The organism is Methylomagnum sp. (assembly GCF_054333355.1).
On sequence record NZ_JBTEKS010000010.1, the window covers coordinates 1 to 17,369 of the forward strand.

The window sequence follows — 17,369 nt, forward strand, 5'->3', positions numbered from 1 at the left end:
GGCAGCGCCCATTTGAATCAGGGAAAAGGTTGGCCATGAAAGCCACCGTTTTTTCAGGCGTAAAAAACTGACCAAGTTGCGATTTTTTATTTGCCTCGGTGTTCCTGGAAATGTATAGCCTTTTTTCCTCGATTGCAGACAGCAATTGTGCGCCTCTTGTTTTAAGCCCTAACTAAGTTTTATACGGCAAAAAGTACTGTATAAATCAATAACCCTAGCCGAATAATTACCCGTGTCAACTTTGCTTTTCAAGCGATTGTCTTATTCCCAAATTGCAAAAAGGCGGACATAAAACCTATGCCCGCCTTTCGACGCCTCTAACTTGGCGGATTAAATCACCCCGCCACCGCCACCTTATCCGCCTGCCTCTGATACCCCTCGATCTGATCGAAATTCATATACCGATAAGTATCCTCCGCCTGCGTCTCAAGGCTATTCATATACCCCATATATTCCTCGAAAGTCGGAATCCGCCCCAGCACCGAGCAAACCGAAGACAACTCCGCCGACGCCAGGAACACATTCGACCCCGCCCCCATCCGGTTGGGGAAGTTGCGGGTCGAGGTGGACACCACCGTGGCCTTGTCCGCCACCCGCGCCTGATTGCCCATGCACAGCGAACAGCCCGGCACTTCGGTCCGCGCCCCGACCTTGCCATACGTGGCGTAATAGCCCTCGCCGGTCAGTTCGGTTTGGTCCATGCGGGTCGGCGGCACGATCCACAAGCGCCCCGGCACCTGCTTCCCGGCCTGTTCCAGGATTTTCCCGGCGGCGCGGAAATGGCCGATATTGGTCATGCACGAACCCAGGAACACCTCGTCCACATGGGTGCCCGCCACTTCCGACAGCGGCTTCACATCGTCCGGGTCGTTGGGGCAGCACAGCAGCGGCTCCTTGATGGCGTCGAGGTCGATTTCGATGACTTCGGCATACTCGGCGTCGGCGTCCGGTTCCAGCAGCACCGGATTCGCCAGCCAATCCTCCATGGCTTTGATGCGGCGGGAAATCGTCCGCACATCGCCATAGCCTTGGGCAATCATCCACTTCAACAGCACGATGTTGGAATGCAGATATTCCGCAACCGGCGCCTTGTTCAGCCGCACCGTGCAGGCGGCGGCGGAGCGTTCGGCGGAAGCGTCGGCCAACTCGAACGCTTGCTCGATCTTCAAATCCGGCAAGCCTTCGATTTCCAGAATCCGCCCGTTGAAGACGTTCTTCTTGCCCTTCTTCTCGATGGTCAGCAGGCCGCGCTTCAAGGCTTCGTAGGGAATGGCGTGGACCAAATCCCGCAGAGTGATGCCGGGCTGTAGGGTGCCCTTGAAGCGCACCAGCACCGATTCCGGCATGTCCAGCGGCATGACGCCGGTCGCCGCCGCGAAGGCCACGAGGCCCGAACCCGCCGGGAAGGAAATGCCGATGGGAAAACGGGTGTGGGAATCGCCGCCGGTGCCGACGGTGTCGGGCAGCAGCATCCGGTTCAGCCAGGAATGGATGATGCCGTCGCCGGGCCGCAGCGACACGCCCCCCCGGTTCATGATGAAGTCCGGCAGGCTGTGATGGACCTGCACGTCCACCGGCTTCGGATAGGCGGCGGTGTGACAGAAGCTCTGCATCACCAGATCGGCGGAGAAGCCGAGGCAGGCCAAATCCTTCAACTCGTCGCGGGTCATGGGACCAGTGGTGTCCTGGGAACCGACGGTGGTCATGTGCGGCTCGCAGTAGGTGCCGGGCCGCACGCCCGCCACGCCGCAGGCTAGTCCGACCATCTTCTGCGCCAAGCTGTAGCCCTTGCCGCTGTCGGCCTGGGCTTCGGGGCGGCGGAAGACTTCGGATAACGGCAGATTCAGCGCCTTGCGGGCACGGTCGGTGAGACCCCGGCCAATGATGAGCGGGATGCGTCCGCCCGCCTGGACCTCGTCGAGGATGATGTCGTTCTTGAGGGCAAAGGTGCTGAGGGTCTCGCCGGTCGCGTGGTTCTTCACTTCGCCCGCGTAGGGGTAGATGTCGATCACATCGCCCGTGTTGAGCTTGGACACGTCGCACTCGATGGGCAGCGCGCCGGAATCTTCCATGGTGTTGAAGAAGATCGGCGCGATCTTGCCGCCGACGCACACGCCGCCGTCCCGCTTGTTGGGGACGTGGGGGATGTCGTCGCCGATGTACCACAGCACCGAGTTGGTGGCGGATTTGCGGGACGAGCCGGTGCCCACCACGTCGCCGACGAAGGCCAGGGGGAAGCCCTTGGTCTTGAGTTCGGCGATTTGCGCGGGCGCGTTGGTCACGCCTTCGCGGGGCACTTTCAGCATGGCGAGTGCGTGCAGCGGGATGTCGGGGCGCGACCACGCATCTTGGGCGGGCGAGAGGTCGTCGGTGTTGATTTCGCCCGGCACCTTGAACACGGCGACGGTGATTTTCTCCGCCACCTTGGCCCGACTGGTGAACCACTCCGCCGCCGCCCAGGCGTCGATGACCGCTTTGGCGTGGGCGTTGCCCTTTTCGGCTTTCTCCCACACGTCGTGGAAGGCATCGAACACCAGCAAGGTGTGGGACAAGCCTTTGGCCGCGATGGGCGCGAGATCGGGGTAATCCAGCAGTTCGATCAGCGGCGCGACGTTGTAGCCGCCGAGCATGGTACCCAACAGTTCGGTGGCGCGGGCCGGGCTGAGGATGGGCGATTGCGCTTCGCCCTTGGCGACATCGGCGAGGAAGGCGGCCTTCACATAAGCCGCTTCGTCCACCCCGGCGGGGACGCGGTTCGCCAGCAGGTCGAGCAGGAAATCTTCCTCCCCGGCGGGCGGGCTCTTGAGCAGTTCGGTGAGACCGGCGGTCCATTCGGCGGTCAGGGGTTTCGGGACCAAGCCTTGTTCGGCCCGTTCGGCGGCGTGTTTGCGGTAGTCGGTGAGCATGTTGGTTTATTGCTGTAGAAGTTAAAAATTTCAGAGGTGGCGTGTCGGACTGAAGTCCGACCTACAAGATTGGTGGTAGGTCGGACCTCAGTCCGACAGCACCGACGCAGGCACGGATATCCACGTTAAAGCCGGGATTGCTTAGCATGATTGACTCCTCCAAACTCTGTGAGTAGGCATTATAAATTCCTCCCCTTATGCCGGAACCATGCCATGACCACACTTTTATACACCCACCCGATTTTCCTCGAACACGAGACCGGACTCGGCCACCCCGAGAGCATTCGGCGGCTCGAATCCATCGCCCACGCTTTGTCCGCGCCGGAGTTCGCCAAGCTTATTCGCCGGGAGGCGCCCAAGGCCGGTTTCGACGCCGTGCGGCTGATCCACACCGATAAGCTCATCGAGCGCGTCCAAGCCGCGTTGCCCAAGGTCGGCTTCGGCTACGTCGACGCGGACACCGTGCTGTCGCCGGAATCCCTCGACGCCGCCCTGCACGCGGTCGGTGCGGCCTGCGCCGCCGTGGACGCGGTGTTCGCCAAGGAAGCCCGCAACGGCTTCTGCGCCATCCGCCCGCCGGGCCATCATGCCGAACCGGATACGGCCATGGGCTTCTGCCTGTTCAACAACGCCGCCATCGCCGCCGAACACGCCCGCCACCATCACGGCATCAAGAAAGTCGCCATTGTCGATTTCGATGTCCACCACGGCAACGGCACCCAGGCCGCGTTCCAGAAAAACGCCGAGGTGCTGTACGCCTCCACCCATCAAGCGCCTTGGTATCCCGGCACGGGCCGGGCCAGCGAAACCGGCGTTGGCAACGTGATGAACGTGCCGCTCAAAGCGGGCGATGGTGGCCGGGAATTCCGCGCCGCCATGACCGGCAAAATCCTCCCGTTTATCGACCGCTTCGCGCCGGCGTTGGTTCTGATGTCCGCCGGCTTCGACGCCCACCGGGATGACCCGCTGGGCGATTTGAGTCTGGTGGAAGACGACTACGCCTGGGTGACGACGGAGCTAGTGAAGCTGGCCGACAAGCACGCGGGCGGGCGGGTGGTGTCGGTGTTGGAAGGCGGGTACAACCTGGATGCCTTGGGCCGGAGCGTGGCGGCGCATGTGAAGGCGCTGATGGGCTGAGCTTTGGATTGTAGTGAGGATGGGCATATACCCATGCCCATCTACCTATGATGCGGCTTGTGAATCGCGAATGTTTTGTAAGGGATTGCAACCTCACCTGTATCGCTTGAAATGAAATCCTTTCCGAATGAGCGGCTATCAAAATCGGTCTTATACCTTATAACGATAGATTCCTCATTAATTTGCCTTACCTCATATATGGCGTTTCCATGCCGATGGGGTCTTGCCATAAACCTCTCACCCTCACCCAGTAAAAACTCGCTCCGCCATGACTGACCCAACGCCCCCACGCCAAGCGTTCCATCCGAAACAAACCTAACCTTTCCTGAGTCTGGCATTACCGAAAGAAAATGTGCATTCAAAAAGGTGGCCATTTCGGCACTGTGTATATTGTGACTACAAGCGCTTAATAAAACGGCTGTCACCCTACAGCACAACGATTTTAAAAATTTCATCTCGCTACCCCTAGTCACGTTTCTTACGGACGGTGGGTTTTTCCATACGGCGCGGGCATTGTAGCTGGCTTCCGCGCCACCACGCCGCTCGGTGGCGGAAGCGCCTGTCTTTGTTACACCGGGCAATTTCGGATAATGTCCGAAACACCAGCCTTTCATTTCGTCGCACTCATCCATGAATTCCGACCACACCGACCCCCTCCGCCAAGCCGTACTCGACGCCCTCGCGGCGAACCGTCCGCTATCCATCCAAGGCGGCGGCACTAAGCCATTCTACGGGCGCTCCATCCAGGCAGCCCCGCTAGATGTCGCCGCCCATCGCGGCATTCTCAGTTACGAACCCACCGAGCTGGTGCTGACCGCCCGCTGCGGCACGCCCCTGGCCGAGATCGAAGCCCGGCTGGCCGAACACGGCCAGATGCTCCCGTTCGAGCCGCCGCATTTCGGCGCGGGGGCGACCCTGGGCGGCGCCGTGGCTTGCGGCTTGTCGGGACCGCGTCGGGCCTTCGCCGGGTCGGTGCGGGATTGCGTGCTGGGCTGCAAGATTCTCAACGGCCAGGGCGAAATCCTCTCCTTCGGCGGGCGGGTGATGAAGAACGTGGCGGGCTTCGATGTGTCCCGTTTGATGGTCGGCGCGATGGGGACGCTGGGCGTGCTGCTGGAAATCTCCCTGAAGGTGCTGCCGAAACCGGAATGCGAGCGGACTTTCGTGTTCCCCATGGCGACGCCGGACGCCCTCGCCGCCATGAATCGCTGGTGCGGCGAGTCGTGGCCGCTGTCCGGGCTGGCTTATGACGAGAGTTGGGTTTACCTCAGGCTGGCGGGGGCTGAATCCGCCGTCGAGGCTGCCCACCGAACACTCGGCGGCGATATGGCGGCGGATGGGCCGGGGTTCTGGCACCGGCTGAAGGAGCAGCAAGGCCGGTTCTTCCAATATCCCGCCTTGGGCCGCGATTTGTGGCGCTTGTCCGTGGCGCCCGCCACGCCCCCGCTGGATTTGCCGGGCCATTGGTTTTATGACTGGGGCGGCGCGTTGCGTTGGCTGAGGACCGACGCGCCCGCCGCCGCCGTGTTTGACGCGGCGGCGAAGACAGGCGGACACGCCACGCTGTTTCGCGGGCAGGCCGGGGATGGGCGGGTGTTCCAACCGCTGTCGCCGGGCTTGAAAACCCTGCATCTGAACTTGAAACGCGCCTTCGATCCGCACGGACTTCTGAACCCCGGGCGGCTTTACGAGGATTTCTGATGCACACCCAACTCGCCAAATTCATCAAGAAGACGCCTGCGGGCCGGGAAGCGGACGCCATCCTCAAAAGCTGCGTGCATTGCGGCTTCTGCAACGCCACCTGTCCGACCTATCAACTCTTGGGCGACGAACTGGATGGGCCACGGGGGCGCATCTACCTCATCAAGGCCGTGCTGGAAGGGCAGGGGGGCGGCGCGAAAACCCGCCTGCATCTTGACCGCTGCCTGACCTGCCGGGCCTGCGAGACCACTTGCCCATCCGGCGTGCGCTATGGCCGATTGCTGGAGATTGGCCGGGAGATTGTCGAAGCAAAAGCGCCGCGCTCCTGGCTCGAACGGGCGGAACGGCGGGCGCTGCTCAAGCTGTTGCCTTATCCCCGCCGGTTCGGTGCGGTGCTGGCCTTGGCCCGGCGGGCGCAATCCATCTTGCCGACGGCGCTCCGGCGCAAGATTCCGGCCCCCGCGCCGCCCGTCGCCGCTTGGCCGACGCAGTCTCACGCCCGGAAGATGCTGATTCTGGAAGGCTGCGTGCAGCCCGTCTTGGCGCCGTCCATCAACGCGGCGACGGCGCGGGTGCTGGACCGGCTCGGCATTGAGTTGATCCGGGCGGAAAACGGCGGTTGTTGTGGGGCGCTCCCCCAGCATTTGACGGCGGTGGCGGACGCTCAGACGTTGATGCGGCGCAACATCGACGCGTGGTGGCCGCATGTCGAACGCGGTGCCGAAGCCATCGTCATCACCGCCAGCGGGTGCGGGGTCATGGTCAAGGATTACGGCGAATTGCTGAAACATGATCCGGCCTACGCCGACAAGGCCGCACGGGTCGCGGCGCTCGCCAAGGACATCGGCGAAGTGTTGGCCGAGGAGGATTTGGAGAGAATTCGGCCCGACGCCCGCCGCCGGATTGCCTTTCAATCGCCCTGCACCCTGCAACACGGCCAGAAGCTCAACGGCCTGGTGGAGGGCTTGCTGGTGAGGCTCGGGTTCGAGCTGGTGCCGGTGGCCGATGCCCATGTGTGTTGCGGTTCGGCGGGGACTTATTCGATGCTGCAACCGGCCTTGGCCGAGCGCTTGCTCGCCAACAAGCTGGCGGCGCTGGAAGCGGGCGGGGCGGAGTTGATTGCCACCGCCAACATTGGCTGCCTGACCCATTTGCGATCCGGGTCCAAGCTGCCAGTGCGGCATTGGGTGGAATTGCTGGACCCGGCGCGTCCCAGCGCTTAACGGCTGGTAGGTCGGGCTTAAGCCCGACCTACAACCGCGTTCGATACGACGGGTCGCGATGTAGGGGCGAATTAATTCGCCCCTACAGGTGTGGCACGTATCGAATCCGAATGAACACCGCTGTAAGCCCGACCTACAAAGAATCGCCGGAATTCAAGACCTGCGTTGAACGGACAGCCCCGCTATCCAAAGCAAGCCTTGGACTCTACGCATCAGGTGTTTCATTGATTCGACGGCTGTTCGTTAGGGTGACGGGAATTTTTTACCCAGCGGGAAAGACGGAACGCCATCCCGGATCATCCGACCGAAATGAACGAGGTGGAAACTCAGCGGATCAGCCACCGATTGCGCCCTTTCACCCGGTCTATTGCGTTGTTTCCCATACTCATTTTTTGGTTTCCTGGTCAGGCGGGGCTGGGCTGGGGAATGACGTCGTGATCCACCTGGCCCGTGTGTTCGTCGATGGAGGTCTGCACGGTCAATCCAAAGCGGTCACGCAGGATGCCATCCAAATGCCGCTCGATCACATCGGACATCTTCAAGCCCTCCTGCTCGGACAGGGCTTTGATGAGGAGGTGGGCGCGGGGCGAGAGCATGACGGTGCGCTTGTAGACCCGTTGGTGGTTGGACGCCAGCCGCAACGCCTTTTGCAGTATCCGTATCTGCTCGCTCGTCAGATACTCCGCGCACCAAGCGGATAACGAAACCGGCTCATCGTCCAGCGCGGCCAAGGCTTCCAGATATGCGGCGGGATCGCCGCTCGCCCAGTGGGGGCATTCCCGCAGCTTGCGTTCCAGGAAATTCCGGGCGATTCGTAACTGGGCGGGGGACTTGAACAGGTGGGTCAGGCGTTCTGGGTGCTTGGTCATGCTGACTTATGGGGATTGTGATTCGGCGTTGGAATCGACCATAAGCAATGCACGGGCCAAATTTGTGGGAATTAGCCGGATGACCGCCGCCGCCCCCGTGAGGGCTGTCACTCTCGCGAGTCAGAATGGGTGCCGAGTCTCGAAGAGCGCATGGACCGGGGCTATCGCCGCCGGAAAACGCCCCCGTTCATCACCCGCCGCCCACCGGCCAATCCCCCGAGCAGCAACCCGGCGCCCATCACCACCGGCCCGTTGCCCCAGACAATGAACGGCGTCCGGCCCCCCATCGGCGTCACCATGGCGGTCAGGTCGGCGGTCTGAAATGGCGGTGCCCGCGCCGTGACCGCGCCCTTGGGGTCGATGATGGCAGTCACGCCAGTGTTGGTGGTGTGCAGCATCCAGCGGCCTGTTTCCAGGGCGCGCATCCGGCTCACCTGGGTGTGCAGGTGGGGCGCGGCGGAATCCCCGAACCAGGCGTCGTTGGTGACGTTGACGAGGTAGGCCGCGTCCGGCAGGGCGGCGAGGACTTCCTGGCCGAACAAATCCTCGTAGCAAATCGACGCCGCCAGCGGATGACCCGCCGCGATCAAGGGCGGCTGGCGGGCGTCGCCCGGCGTGAAGCTGGACAACGGGATTTTCATGACATCCAGCACCCAGCCCAGCAGGGGGCGCAAGGGCAGGTATTCGCCGAAGGGCACCAAATGCCGCTTGAAGTAAAAGCCCGGCGTCCGACCCAGCGAGGCCAGGGCGTTGTAGTAATCGCTTGCGGTCGGATGATGGTACGGAATGCCAACGAGCAGGTCCGTGCCGTGGGTCTTGGCTTCCGCCGCCAAAGGGTCCAGGTAATTCTCCGTGGCCTGATGGTAGAACGCGGGCACCGCCGTCTCGGGCCAGACGATCAGCTTGGAATCCCAATGCTGACGGGTCAGGCTCGCGTAGAGCCTCAGCGTGGATAGCCGGGTTTCCGGCTTCCATTTCGTCTCTTGGGAGATGTTGCCTTGCAGCAAGGTGGCCCGGAACGGCTGACCGGCGGGGTGGGTCCACTGGACTTGACCGGCCCAGCGTCCCAGCCCCACCAGCAGCATGACGCCGGCCATGGCGGCGTACCGCCAGCCGCCGGTCCAGCGCGGCGCTAAGAGTAGTAGCCCCGCCAGCACCGCCACCGCCCAGCCGACCCCGTAGCTGCCGAGGACCGGCGCCAATCCCGCCAGGGGCGTGTCGGTCTGGCTGTAGCCGAGTTCCAGGCAGGGGAAGCCGGTCAGGAACCAGCCCCGGAACCACTCCATCAATACCCACACGGCGGGAAACACCCCGAGAGCCTGAGTCGTCTGGCTTCCCGGGGAAAACCGTCGCGCCAACCAGCCCGCCAGCCCGGTATAAATCGCGATGACCGCCGCGAACAGCGCGGTGACTCCGCCCGCCGCCGGGGCGCTGGCACCGCCGTAGTCGTGGACGCTGATGTAAATCCAGGACATGCCGAAGCCGATCTGGCCCAGGCCGAACAAATAGCCGCGCCGGAAGGCCCGACCGGGCGTGGCGTCCAGCCAGGTGGCGAACAACAGCACCAGGGCGACGATGGCGAGGAACGGAAAGTCGTAAGGGGCGAAGGCGAGTGGCAGCAGCAGGCCGCCGAGTAGAGCGAGGGCGTCGAGAAGCACGGGGTTTCATGTTGTAGGGCGGGCATGTGCTCATGCCCGCCGATTCAAGTTGTGTCGGCTGGGTTGGAGCTTCGCGGAAACCCAGCCATGCCGATGCCACGGAAAAGCTGGGTTTCGTCCCTCAACCCAGCCTACATTCAATGGGCGTTGTTGCCGTTTTCCGGTCGGGCCTTCTCGTCGGGCAGCAGCACCAGCTTCAACAGATGCACCCGGCGGTTGTCGGCCCGCAGCACGACGAAACGGAACCGGCCAATCTCAACTTTCTCGCCCCGTTTGGGCACATGCCCGAGTTGATGGACGATCAGTCCGCCCACGGTGTCGAATTCGGTGTCGTTGAGACCGGCCTGGAAATACTCGTTGAACTCCTCGATGGGCGTCAGCGCCTTGAGGGTGTAGTCCCGGTCGCTCTTGCGGAAGATGTACTCCTCCTCGCCGAAATCATGCTCGTCCTCGATGTCGCCGACGATCTGTTCCAGCACGTCCTCGATGGTCACGAGTCCGGCGGCGGCGCCGTATTCGTCCACCACGATGGCCATGTGGCTGCGGGTGGCGCGGAACTCGCGGAGCAGCACGTTGAGCCGCTTGCTTTCCGGGACGTAGAGGGCAGGGCGCATGACGTCCTTCACCAGCTTCGAGCGGTCCTTGAGTCCATGAATCAGCAGGTCTTTCACCAGCAGGATGCCGACCACTTCGGTGCGGTCCTCGCCGATGACGGGGTAGCGGGAATGGGCGGCCTCGGCCACCAGGGGGAAGATGGTTTCAAGCTCCGCGTCCTGCGGCACCACGACCATTTGCGGGCGGGGGACGGTGATGTCGCGGACCCGGAGTTCCGAGACCTGCATCACGCCTTCGATCATGGACAGCGCTTCCGGCTCGATGAGGTTGCGTTTCTGGGCGGCGCGGAGGAGTTCTAACAATTCCTTCCGGTCTTCGGGTTCGCCCGCGAGGAAATGGCCTAGTCGTTCGAGCCAACTGCGATGCTCGCCCGCGTGCTCTTCGGTCATGATGGCAAAGCCTCGGCTGCTTCGTACGGGTTCGGAAATCCCAATTGTTCGAGGATGGCGATTTCCTTGGCTTCCATCGCCTCGGCTTCGCTGTCCTCGCTGTGGTCGTAGCCCTGCAAATGCAGCAAGCCGTGTACCACCATGTGCGCCCAATGGGCGGCGGAAGTCTTGCCCTGTTCCCGCGCTTCCCGCTCGATCACCGGCACGCAAATCACCAAGTCGCCCAGTAAATCATTGGGCACCCCCTCCGGCACTTCGAAAGGAAAGCTCAGCACGTTGGTGGGCTTGTCCTTGCCCCGGTAGGTCCGGTTCAATTCGGCGCTTTCGGCTTCGTCCACCAGCCGGATGGAAACTTCCGCGCCTTCGCCTTCAGCGGCGGCGTCGGCCCAGCGCTGAAAATCCCCCTCGTCCGGCACGTTTTCGGCGGTGCTGGCGTTATCCAAATCAACGTGAATCATGTTCGGCGGCGCGGGCTTTTTCGTAGGCTTCATAGGCGGCGACGATGCGTTGCACCAAGGGATGGCGCACCACGTCCTGGGCGGTGAAGAAGGTGAAGCTGATGCCGTCCACCTCGTGCAGCACTTCCAGGACGTGGCGTAGACCGGATTCCTTGTTGCGGGGCAGGTCGATCTGGGTGATGTCGCCGGTGATGACGGCCCTGGACCCGAAGCCGATGCGGGTCAGGAACATTTTGATTTGTTCCACCGTGGTGTTCTGGGCTTCGTCGAGGATGATGAAAGAATCATTTAAGGTCCGGCCACGCATGAAAGCCAGCGGCGCGACCTCAATCACATTCCGCTCCATCAGCTTGGCGACCCGCTCGAAGCCCAGCATTTCATACAGGGCGTCATACAGCGGGCGGAGATAGGGATCGACCTTCTGCGCCATGTCGCCCGGCAGGAAGCCGAGCTTCTCGCCCGCCTCGACCGCCGGTCGCGCCAGAATCAGCCGCCGGACTTCTTCCCGTTCCAAGGCTTGCACCGCGCAGGCCACCGCCAGATAGGTCTTGCCGGTGCCCGCCGGACCCACGCCGAAGCTGATGTCGTGGTCCTGGATATTCTTGAGGTAGCGGTGCTGGTTTGCGCCCTTGGGCTTGATGACGCCGCGTTTGGTGCGGATGTTAATCGCCCCGCCGTGGTCTCCGCCGCTGTTTTCCAATATGGCTTCCACGTTGGAGGATTGCAGCGACAAATGCACCCGCTCGGGGGTGATGACCTCGTCGCGGCTGGCGTCGAACAGGCTTTGCACGATCTTGGCCGCCGCTTGGGCGGATTTCTCCGCGCCGATGATTTCGAAATGATTGCCCCGGTTGGCGATTTCCACGCCCAAGCGCCGTTCGATCTGGCGCAGGTGTTCGTCGAATTGGCCGCAGAGGCTGGCCAGCCGTTCGTTGTCGGCAGGCTCCAAGGTGAGGGGCAGGGTGGTGAGTTGGTTAGGCAAGTTGGGTAGTCGGCTCTTGAGGCGTGGGGGTGGAAAAATCAGCTTCGACCCAGCGGCCCCGGAGGGAGTTCGGCAGGGCTTCGGTAATCAGCACGTCGGCGAACTGTCCGATCAGTTTAGGAGACCCCGAGAAATTCACCACGCGGTTGTTCTCGGTGCGCCCGGACAGTTGGGCGTAATCCTTGCGGGAGACGCCCTCCACCAGCACCCGCTGGACGGTGTGCAGCATGTTCCGGGAAATCTCCGCCGCCATGTCATTGATCCGCGCCTGCAAGCGGGCCAGCCGGGCCTTCTTGACCTCGACTGGCACGTCGTCGGACAGCGCGGCGGCGGGCGTGCCGGGCCGGGGGCTATATAAGAAGCTGTAGGAATGATCGAAGACCAAGGTTTCAATTAAGTCCATGGTGGCCTCGAAATCCTCCTCGGTTTCGCCGGGATAGCCGACAATGAAATCCGACGACAGGCTAAGGTCGGGCCGCACTTCGCGGAGGCGCTCGATCTTGGCGACGTAGTCCTCGCGGGTGTGGCCGCGCTTCATGAGACCAAGAATCCGGTTGCTGCCGCTTTGCACGGGCAGATGCAAATGGCTGACCAGTTGCGGGATTTCAGCGAAGGCGTCGATGAGGCTGTCGGTGAATTCAATCGGGTGGGAGGTGGTGAAGCGGATGCGCTCAATGCCATCAATCGCCGCCACATAGTTCAGCAGCAAGCCGAAGTCGGCGATCTCGCCGTCTTCCATGTCGCCCCGGTAGGCGTTGACGTTCTGGCCCAGCAAAATCACCTCGCGCACGCCTTGTTCAGCCAGGGCCACGATTTCCGCCACCACGTCATCGAGCGGGCGGCTGATTTCTTCGCCCCGGGTATAGGGTACGACGCAGAACGTGCAGTATTTGCTGCATCCTTCCATGATCGACACGAAGGCTTTCGGGCCTTCGGCGCGGGGTTCGGGGAGGGCGTCGAATTTTTCGATTTCCGGGAAGGAGATGTCGATGGCGGGGCGGTGTTCGGTGCGGACTTTTTCTAGCAGTTCGGGCAGACGGTGCAGGGTTTGCGGGCCGAACACCATGTCCACGTAGGGTGCCCGCTTTTGCAAGGCTTCGCCTTCTTGGCTGGCGACACAGCCGCCGACACCGATGACCAGGCCCGGCTTTTTCTGTTTGAGGGGGCGCCAGCGGCCCAGTTCGGAGAAGACTTTTTCTTGCGCCTTCTCCCGCACCGAGCAGGTATTCATGAGCAGCACGTCGGCTTGTTCGGGATCGTCGGTGAGTTCGAAGCCGTGCGAGGCGTTGAGTACGTCGCGCATCTTGGCGGAGTCGTACTCGTTCATCTGGCAGCCCAGGGTTTCGATATAGAGTTTTTGCGGCATCAAGGGGGGATGGGGCGGATTTGGATGGGGAAGGATTCTATCAAATTTCGGCGCTGGTCCCCCGCGAGCGGCTAATCCCCGACCACGGCTTCCGGCATGGTGGCGGTGAGGATGCGTTCACCCCAGCGGAGCAGGGTTTCCGCGTCGGCCATCTGTATCCGCTGGCGGATGTCATCGTCCAACGGGCCGAAGCGGAGTTCCAGCAAGCGTAGGAGCATGGCGGCCTCGCCCTCATGCCGCCCCCTCGCCAATCCCTTTTCTATTCCTTGTTGTTCCCAAGTTTGGGTCCATTCGACCACTCGTTCCGCCAACATGCTCTGTACCTCCTGCAAATCATGGAAGTTGGTGATTTCAACGCCGGGCAAGCGGCCCGGCAGGAATACCCGTTTCAGCCAGACCGTGAAGGCCCGCCGTAGCGGGTCTTGCTCGGGGGCTTTGAGCCAGTCTATCAGGGCGGACAGCGCCCGCTCCACATCGGCGGGGGCGCGGGTGGGGTGGCAAAAGCGCGAGTGTGCATGGGGTTCGCTGGGGCGCAATGTGAATATTCACATTGAGTTGGGGTTGATGCGATTGTGGAAATATGTCACAAGATGGGTGGTGAATTTTTACGGTGATTGGTTAGAGGGGCTTTTGTGCTGAGCAATCGTTGCAGAAATTGGCGCTGATGACGCAGGGAGCTGTTCCATACCGGTTAAAGACTCAGGGATGATCGCCTGGGAATTGCTTGGCTGTTGCTTTCAACAGCTTGCGTAAATTCAACTTTACCTTTTAATCGCATTAAATCGAAAAATAGAATTGGGGTAAATTATTATGAGAAATGTATTTGTTAGTTATTCGCACAGATTAGATCAATCTGAAGCTGATGATTTTAGAGCTAAGTTTTGTTTAGATAAAGGCGTATTTTCTGATAGGTCTTTGGAAAATATAGACTTAGGTCATCTGACGGATGATACCATAAAAAATAATTATATCCGGCCAAGAATTGCAAGATCATCAGTAACAATTATACTGATTGGCAGAGAAACTGGAGGAAGATGGTGGTGTGATTGGGAAATATATTACAGTCTACTGAAAACGGCAAGTAATGATAGGAACGGTTTGCTGGGTATCCTTCTGCCGAACAAACAGCATTACATACCAAAGCGACTCCAAAAGAACTTGCACATGGGAAATATTATAGATATGCCTCGTGATTATAGAGCGCTTGAAAATGCTATCGAAGATGTTTATCGGTTGCGGTGGCAACAGCCTGATTTAAAAGACCCGCTTAGGCAGCGTAATTCTTCTATTTTTAGCTGATTGAAATTTTTTCATATTGGCGTAGAGATAAAAATATGGTGCAGCTTATATCTTTTGATGATATTGAGCGGTTTAATAAACAAGTAAACGAGCAAGAGCTATTGGCTAGAGCGTCTCGCTCTCAGTATGGGAAAACAGTTTTTCTCTCCCATTCCTCAAAGGACAAGGCTTATCTTCCAGGTATCATTAGCATACTTGAAAACCATGGAGCATCAGTATACGTTGATTTAAAGGACGAGCGACTGCCAAAAAACGTATCGGTAGAAACAGCGCAAATTCTTAGAGAAGCCGTTAATTCTTGCCGAAAGTTCATCCTTTTTGTCACAGCGAATAGCAAAGATAGCAAGTGGATTCCTTGGGAGCTTGGCCTTGGTGATGGAGCAAAAAGCCTTAGAAACATTGCGCTAATTCCAGCAGCTCAGCATACTTGGGATAGCTCGTGGGCAGAACAAGAATACCTTGGTCTTTATGATCGGATAGTATGGGGCAATTTTGATAATCAAAAACCTGAATGGCTTGTTTATAACCACCATAACAATACAGCAATTCGGCTTAGTGAGTGGCTAAGCAGATGAGGCGATACATTCCATCCGGTACTTTTGTGCCCTAGTTAATTTTGCACGCCATCCAGATTGGATTTGCTAAATTACATTACCTTTGATGTCCAAGCCAACAAACATGATTATTTCTAAGCTAAACCCCATCCACCCATTCCTCGCTATATACATCGTTTGGCACCCCTCATTCGATCAAGGAGAAACCATCGCTAGATCCCTGTTCAATCATTTTCGTCGTGACCATTACAAGAATATTGCGGGCGGTGCGGGATTAAGCATTTTGTATCGTTCAGCCCCACCGCCCGGTGAAAAGCTACCGCTGCCCATTGATTTCGATGAGGCCGAAACCACTGCTGTTATTCTCCTTACCGAAGAATGCTTGGTTGCCGATGCCGACTGGAAACGATATGTCCAAGAATTGGCAAGCTCAGCAGAGGTAAAAGGTCTGGGTTCTCGTGTTTTTCCTGTAGAAATGGACGAATGCGGACTTAAAATCGGTATCAAGCAACAGGCGTTACGCTGGAATAATTGGCATGGATTGCAACCAGATGTCAAACAGCAACGGTTAATTTCTGGACTCACTTATGAATTCTGCTTGATGCTTAGGCATTACCTAGAACATTTGAAGTATCCGGTGGAGAGCGAGGAGGCATTAACCCGTTATTTGCTTAGGGTGCGAGTGTTTCTGAGTCATTCAAAGCACGACAAGGACGGCGAGCGAATCGCTAGGCGGATTCGAGACCATATTCACAAAAATCACAATTTGGATACGTTTTTTGATGTACGCAATATTCCGCCAGGACTCCCTTTTGACAGGGTTTTATTAAATCAGATTGGGGAGGATGGTGTTAGCGCGTTTATAGCCATACATACTGATTCCTACTCTTCGCGTGAATGGTGCCGTAAAGAAGTTATAGAGGCTAAGCGACGCCGAGTGCCCTTGGTAGTGGCGAATTGCATTAACAATCTCGATGAGCGCAACTTTCCCTATATGGGGAATGTTCCTGTAGTGCGTATGAATCCAAAACCGTTTAAAGTGGAGCGCATCGAACTTGTTATCGGCTGTCTGCTTGATGAAGTATTGAAGGATTTTCTGTGGCGTTGCAGGATTCGACTGGTAAAAGCCGAGCCTGGAGTTTATTTCTTATCCCGGCCCCCAGAATTGATTTCCCTAGCGAGCCTGGATAAATCAGACAACCCGAAGACAAATGTAATCGTTTATCCTGATCCTCCGCTTGGTGCCGAGGAGGAGCGCTTATTTGAAGAGATAGCGCCAGGAATACGATTGCGGAGTATGATCGAATGGCAAGCAGAGCAGGAGGCAACATGAGTTATCGTGAACCACTAAGTCAGCAGGCCATCGCGATTTCAATATCCGAAAGCCCGGATATGCCAGCTTTAGGGCTAAGCCAAGCGCATTTGGAAGACGCAATGGCGGAAATTGCCCGGCATCTTTTGGCGTGGGGAGCCCGATTGGACTATGGCGGCGACTTACGAGATGGCGGATTTACCCGATTATTATTTGAATTAGTGGCGCGACATCGACGGGATGCGGATAAGGGTGATCAACGTCCCGGCGTAAGGAATTTTCTTGCTTGGCCAGTGCATATTCTCAGACCAGTTGCCGAGTTAAAGAAACTTGCTACCGCTTTAGATAATCTTGCGGAGCTGGTTCTCTTAGATATTGACGGTAAAGAAATTTCTTTTCCAGCGCGGGCAAAAACACCAAGCAAGCAACCGTCCACTGATGAATGGTCCCGTGGTCTAACAGCAATGCGGCAAAAGATGCGTCAATCAAGTCGTGCGAGAATCGTTTTGGGCGGGCGGATCGAGAATTATAAGGGGGCAATGCCAGGTATTGCCGAAGAGGCTTTATTAGCGCTTCAAACAGGGCAGCCATTATTTTTGTTAGGTGGGTTCGGTGGGTGTAGTCGCGACATAGCGGAAACCATGGGCCTGATACCTAGGTGGCAAGGGTCGCGTGGGGATTGGCCCCATAGAGTGCAGTTTGCACAATTTAATGCGAGTAATTGCAATAATGGCTTAACGGACGAGGAAATTAAGATATTGGCTAAGACGCCCCATATAGATCAAGCTGTCGGTCTAATTCTTCGCGGATTCTTAAATCTAAAACAAACTAAACCTATATAGGTTGGTCCCTATCAATCTCAGGCAATACCGCCGCCCCCGCCATATCCGGCGAATACTT

Annotated in this window: 16 protein-coding genes; 7 read left to right on the top strand and 9 right to left on the bottom strand. The window is 58.8% G+C overall.

The features are described 5' to 3' along the window. Positions 1-335: 335 nt before the first annotated feature. Positions 336-2,906, bottom strand: coding sequence for a bifunctional aconitate hydratase 2/2-methylisocitrate dehydratase (acnB, locus tag ACXWUF_RS01860; protein WP_458492948.1), 2,571 nt, complete (start codon positions 2,904-2,906; stop codon positions 336-338). Between the two features lie 213 nt (positions 2,907-3,119). Here acnB and ACXWUF_RS01865 point away from each other — a divergent pair, with 213 nt between their 5' ends. Then, a complete protein-coding gene (locus tag ACXWUF_RS01865; RefSeq protein ID WP_458492949.1) occupies positions 3,120-4,043 on the top strand; it encodes a histone deacetylase family protein in 924 nt (307 codons plus the stop codon). 41 nt (positions 4,044-4,084) lie between these two features. On the opposite strand, the gene ACXWUF_RS01870 is transcribed toward ACXWUF_RS01865, so the two are convergent. Next, complete coding sequence (locus ACXWUF_RS01870) at positions 4,085-4,675, bottom strand: hypothetical protein (protein WP_458492950.1); 591 nt, start codon at positions 4,673-4,675, stop codon at positions 4,085-4,087. Here ACXWUF_RS01870 and glcE point away from each other — a divergent pair. Together glcE and glcF are read left to right on the top strand one after the other, a co-directional pair. Continuing rightward, entirely contained in the window at positions 4,674-5,744 is a 1,071-nt protein-coding gene (glcE, locus tag ACXWUF_RS01875) for a glycolate oxidase subunit GlcE (protein ID WP_458492951.1), read from the top strand. The two genes, ACXWUF_RS01870 and glcE, sit on opposite strands and share 2 nt — an antisense overlap. Next, positions 5,744-6,967, top strand: coding sequence for a glycolate oxidase subunit GlcF (glcF, locus tag ACXWUF_RS01880; protein WP_458492952.1), 1,224 nt, complete (start codon positions 5,744-5,746; stop codon positions 6,965-6,967). The genes glcE and glcF overlap by 1 nt, the downstream gene beginning before the upstream one ends. A gap of 404 nt (positions 6,968-7,371) precedes the next feature. Here the strand turns inward: glcF and ACXWUF_RS01885 are convergent, their stop codons facing one another. The 7 genes from ACXWUF_RS01885 to ACXWUF_RS01915 all read right to left on the bottom strand — a co-directional run bounded on the left by ACXWUF_RS01885 (position 7,372) and on the right by ACXWUF_RS01915 (position 13,840). Beyond that, positions 7,372-7,836, bottom strand: a complete 465-nt coding sequence (locus tag ACXWUF_RS01885) for a hypothetical protein (protein ID WP_458492953.1) — start codon at positions 7,834-7,836, stop codon at positions 7,372-7,374. A 161-nt stretch (positions 7,837-7,997) separates the two neighbouring features. Then, the gene (gene lnt / locus ACXWUF_RS01890; RefSeq protein WP_458492954.1) at positions 7,998-9,494 is read right to left on the bottom strand and encodes an apolipoprotein N-acyltransferase; all 1,497 of its coding nucleotides are present in this window, start codon (positions 9,492-9,494) and stop codon (positions 7,998-8,000) included. A gap of 137 nt (positions 9,495-9,631) precedes the next feature. Then, positions 9,632-10,498: an HlyC/CorC family transporter gene (locus tag ACXWUF_RS01895; protein WP_458492955.1), complete on the bottom strand. Its 867-nt coding sequence runs from the start codon at positions 10,496-10,498 to the stop codon at positions 9,632-9,634. Further along, positions 10,495-10,956, bottom strand: a complete 462-nt coding sequence (ybeY, locus tag ACXWUF_RS01900; protein WP_458492956.1) for an rRNA maturation RNase YbeY — start codon at positions 10,954-10,956, stop codon at positions 10,495-10,497. Before ybeY ends, ACXWUF_RS01895 begins: the two co-directional genes overlap by 4 nt. After that, positions 10,943-11,938 (bottom strand): PhoH family protein, encoded by a 996-nt coding sequence (locus ACXWUF_RS01905; RefSeq protein ID WP_458492957.1) that lies wholly within the window; start codon positions 11,936-11,938, stop codon positions 10,943-10,945. The genes ybeY and ACXWUF_RS01905 overlap by 14 nt, the downstream gene beginning before the upstream one ends. Beyond that, positions 11,931-13,304: a tRNA (N6-isopentenyl adenosine(37)-C2)-methylthiotransferase MiaB gene (gene miaB / locus ACXWUF_RS01910; RefSeq protein ID WP_458492958.1), complete on the bottom strand. Its 1,374-nt coding sequence runs from the start codon at positions 13,302-13,304 to the stop codon at positions 11,931-11,933. The genes ACXWUF_RS01905 and miaB overlap by 8 nt, the downstream gene beginning before the upstream one ends. Positions 13,305-13,375: 71 nt before the next feature. Beyond that, complete coding sequence (locus ACXWUF_RS01915; RefSeq protein WP_458492959.1) at positions 13,376-13,840, bottom strand: DUF4351 domain-containing protein; 465 nt, start codon at positions 13,838-13,840, stop codon at positions 13,376-13,378. 274 nt (positions 13,841-14,114) lie between these two features. On the opposite strand from ACXWUF_RS01915, the gene ACXWUF_RS01920 reads away from it, so the two are divergent. From ACXWUF_RS01920 to ACXWUF_RS01935, 4 genes are all read left to right on the top strand, one after another. Beyond that, a complete protein-coding gene (locus ACXWUF_RS01920) occupies positions 14,115-14,603 on the top strand; it encodes a TIR domain-containing protein (protein ID WP_458492960.1) in 489 nt (162 codons plus the stop codon). Positions 14,604-14,638: 35 nt separating this feature from the next. Next, on the top strand, positions 14,639-15,178 hold the full coding sequence (locus tag ACXWUF_RS01925; protein WP_458492961.1) for a toll/interleukin-1 receptor domain-containing protein: 540 nt from the start codon (positions 14,639-14,641) through the stop codon (positions 15,176-15,178). A gap of 103 nt (positions 15,179-15,281) precedes the next feature. Then, positions 15,282-16,490, top strand: coding sequence for a toll/interleukin-1 receptor domain-containing protein (locus tag ACXWUF_RS01930; protein ID WP_458492962.1), 1,209 nt, complete (start codon positions 15,282-15,284; stop codon positions 16,488-16,490). Then, the gene (locus ACXWUF_RS01935; RefSeq protein WP_458492963.1) at positions 16,487-17,311 is read left to right on the top strand and encodes a hypothetical protein; all 825 of its coding nucleotides are present in this window, start codon (positions 16,487-16,489) and stop codon (positions 17,309-17,311) included. The genes ACXWUF_RS01930 and ACXWUF_RS01935 overlap by 4 nt, the downstream gene beginning before the upstream one ends. The last annotated feature ends 58 nt before the right edge of the window (positions 17,312-17,369 follow it).

What these genes read in the sequence shown, in the direction of transcription:
- acnB (WP_458492948.1), bottom strand. Translation starts at nt 2,906, where the DNA reads ATGCTCACCGACTACCGCAAACACGCCGCCGAACGGGCCGAACAAGGC.
- ACXWUF_RS01865 (WP_458492949.1), top strand. Translation starts at nt 3,120, where the DNA reads ATGACCACACTTTTATACACCCACCCGATTTTCCTCGAACACGAGACC.
- glcE (WP_458492951.1), top strand. Translation starts at nt 4,674, where the DNA reads ATGAATTCCGACCACACCGACCCCCTCCGCCAAGCCGTACTCGACGCC.
- ACXWUF_RS01870 (WP_458492950.1), bottom strand. Translation starts at nt 4,675, where the DNA reads ATGGATGAGTGCGACGAAATGAAAGGCTGGTGTTTCGGACATTATCCG.
- glcF (WP_458492952.1), top strand. Translation starts at nt 5,744, where the DNA reads ATGCACACCCAACTCGCCAAATTCATCAAGAAGACGCCTGCGGGCCGG.
- ACXWUF_RS01885 (WP_458492953.1), bottom strand. Translation starts at nt 7,836, where the DNA reads ATGACCAAGCACCCAGAACGCCTGACCCACCTGTTCAAGTCCCCCGCC.
- ACXWUF_RS01895 (WP_458492955.1), bottom strand. Translation starts at nt 10,498, where the DNA reads ATGACCGAAGAGCACGCGGGCGAGCATCGCAGTTGGCTCGAACGACTA.
- ybeY (WP_458492956.1), bottom strand. Translation starts at nt 10,956, where the DNA reads ATGATTCACGTTGATTTGGATAACGCCAGCACCGCCGAAAACGTGCCG.
- miaB (WP_458492958.1), bottom strand. Translation starts at nt 13,304, where the DNA reads ATGCCGCAAAAACTCTATATCGAAACCCTGGGCTGCCAGATGAACGAG.
- ACXWUF_RS01920 (WP_458492960.1), top strand. Translation starts at nt 14,115, where the DNA reads ATGAGAAATGTATTTGTTAGTTATTCGCACAGATTAGATCAATCTGAA.
- ACXWUF_RS01925 (WP_458492961.1), top strand. Translation starts at nt 14,639, where the DNA reads ATGGTGCAGCTTATATCTTTTGATGATATTGAGCGGTTTAATAAACAA.
- ACXWUF_RS01930 (WP_458492962.1), top strand. Translation starts at nt 15,282, where the DNA reads ATGATTATTTCTAAGCTAAACCCCATCCACCCATTCCTCGCTATATAC.
- ACXWUF_RS01935 (WP_458492963.1), top strand. Translation starts at nt 16,487, where the DNA reads ATGAGTTATCGTGAACCACTAAGTCAGCAGGCCATCGCGATTTCAATA.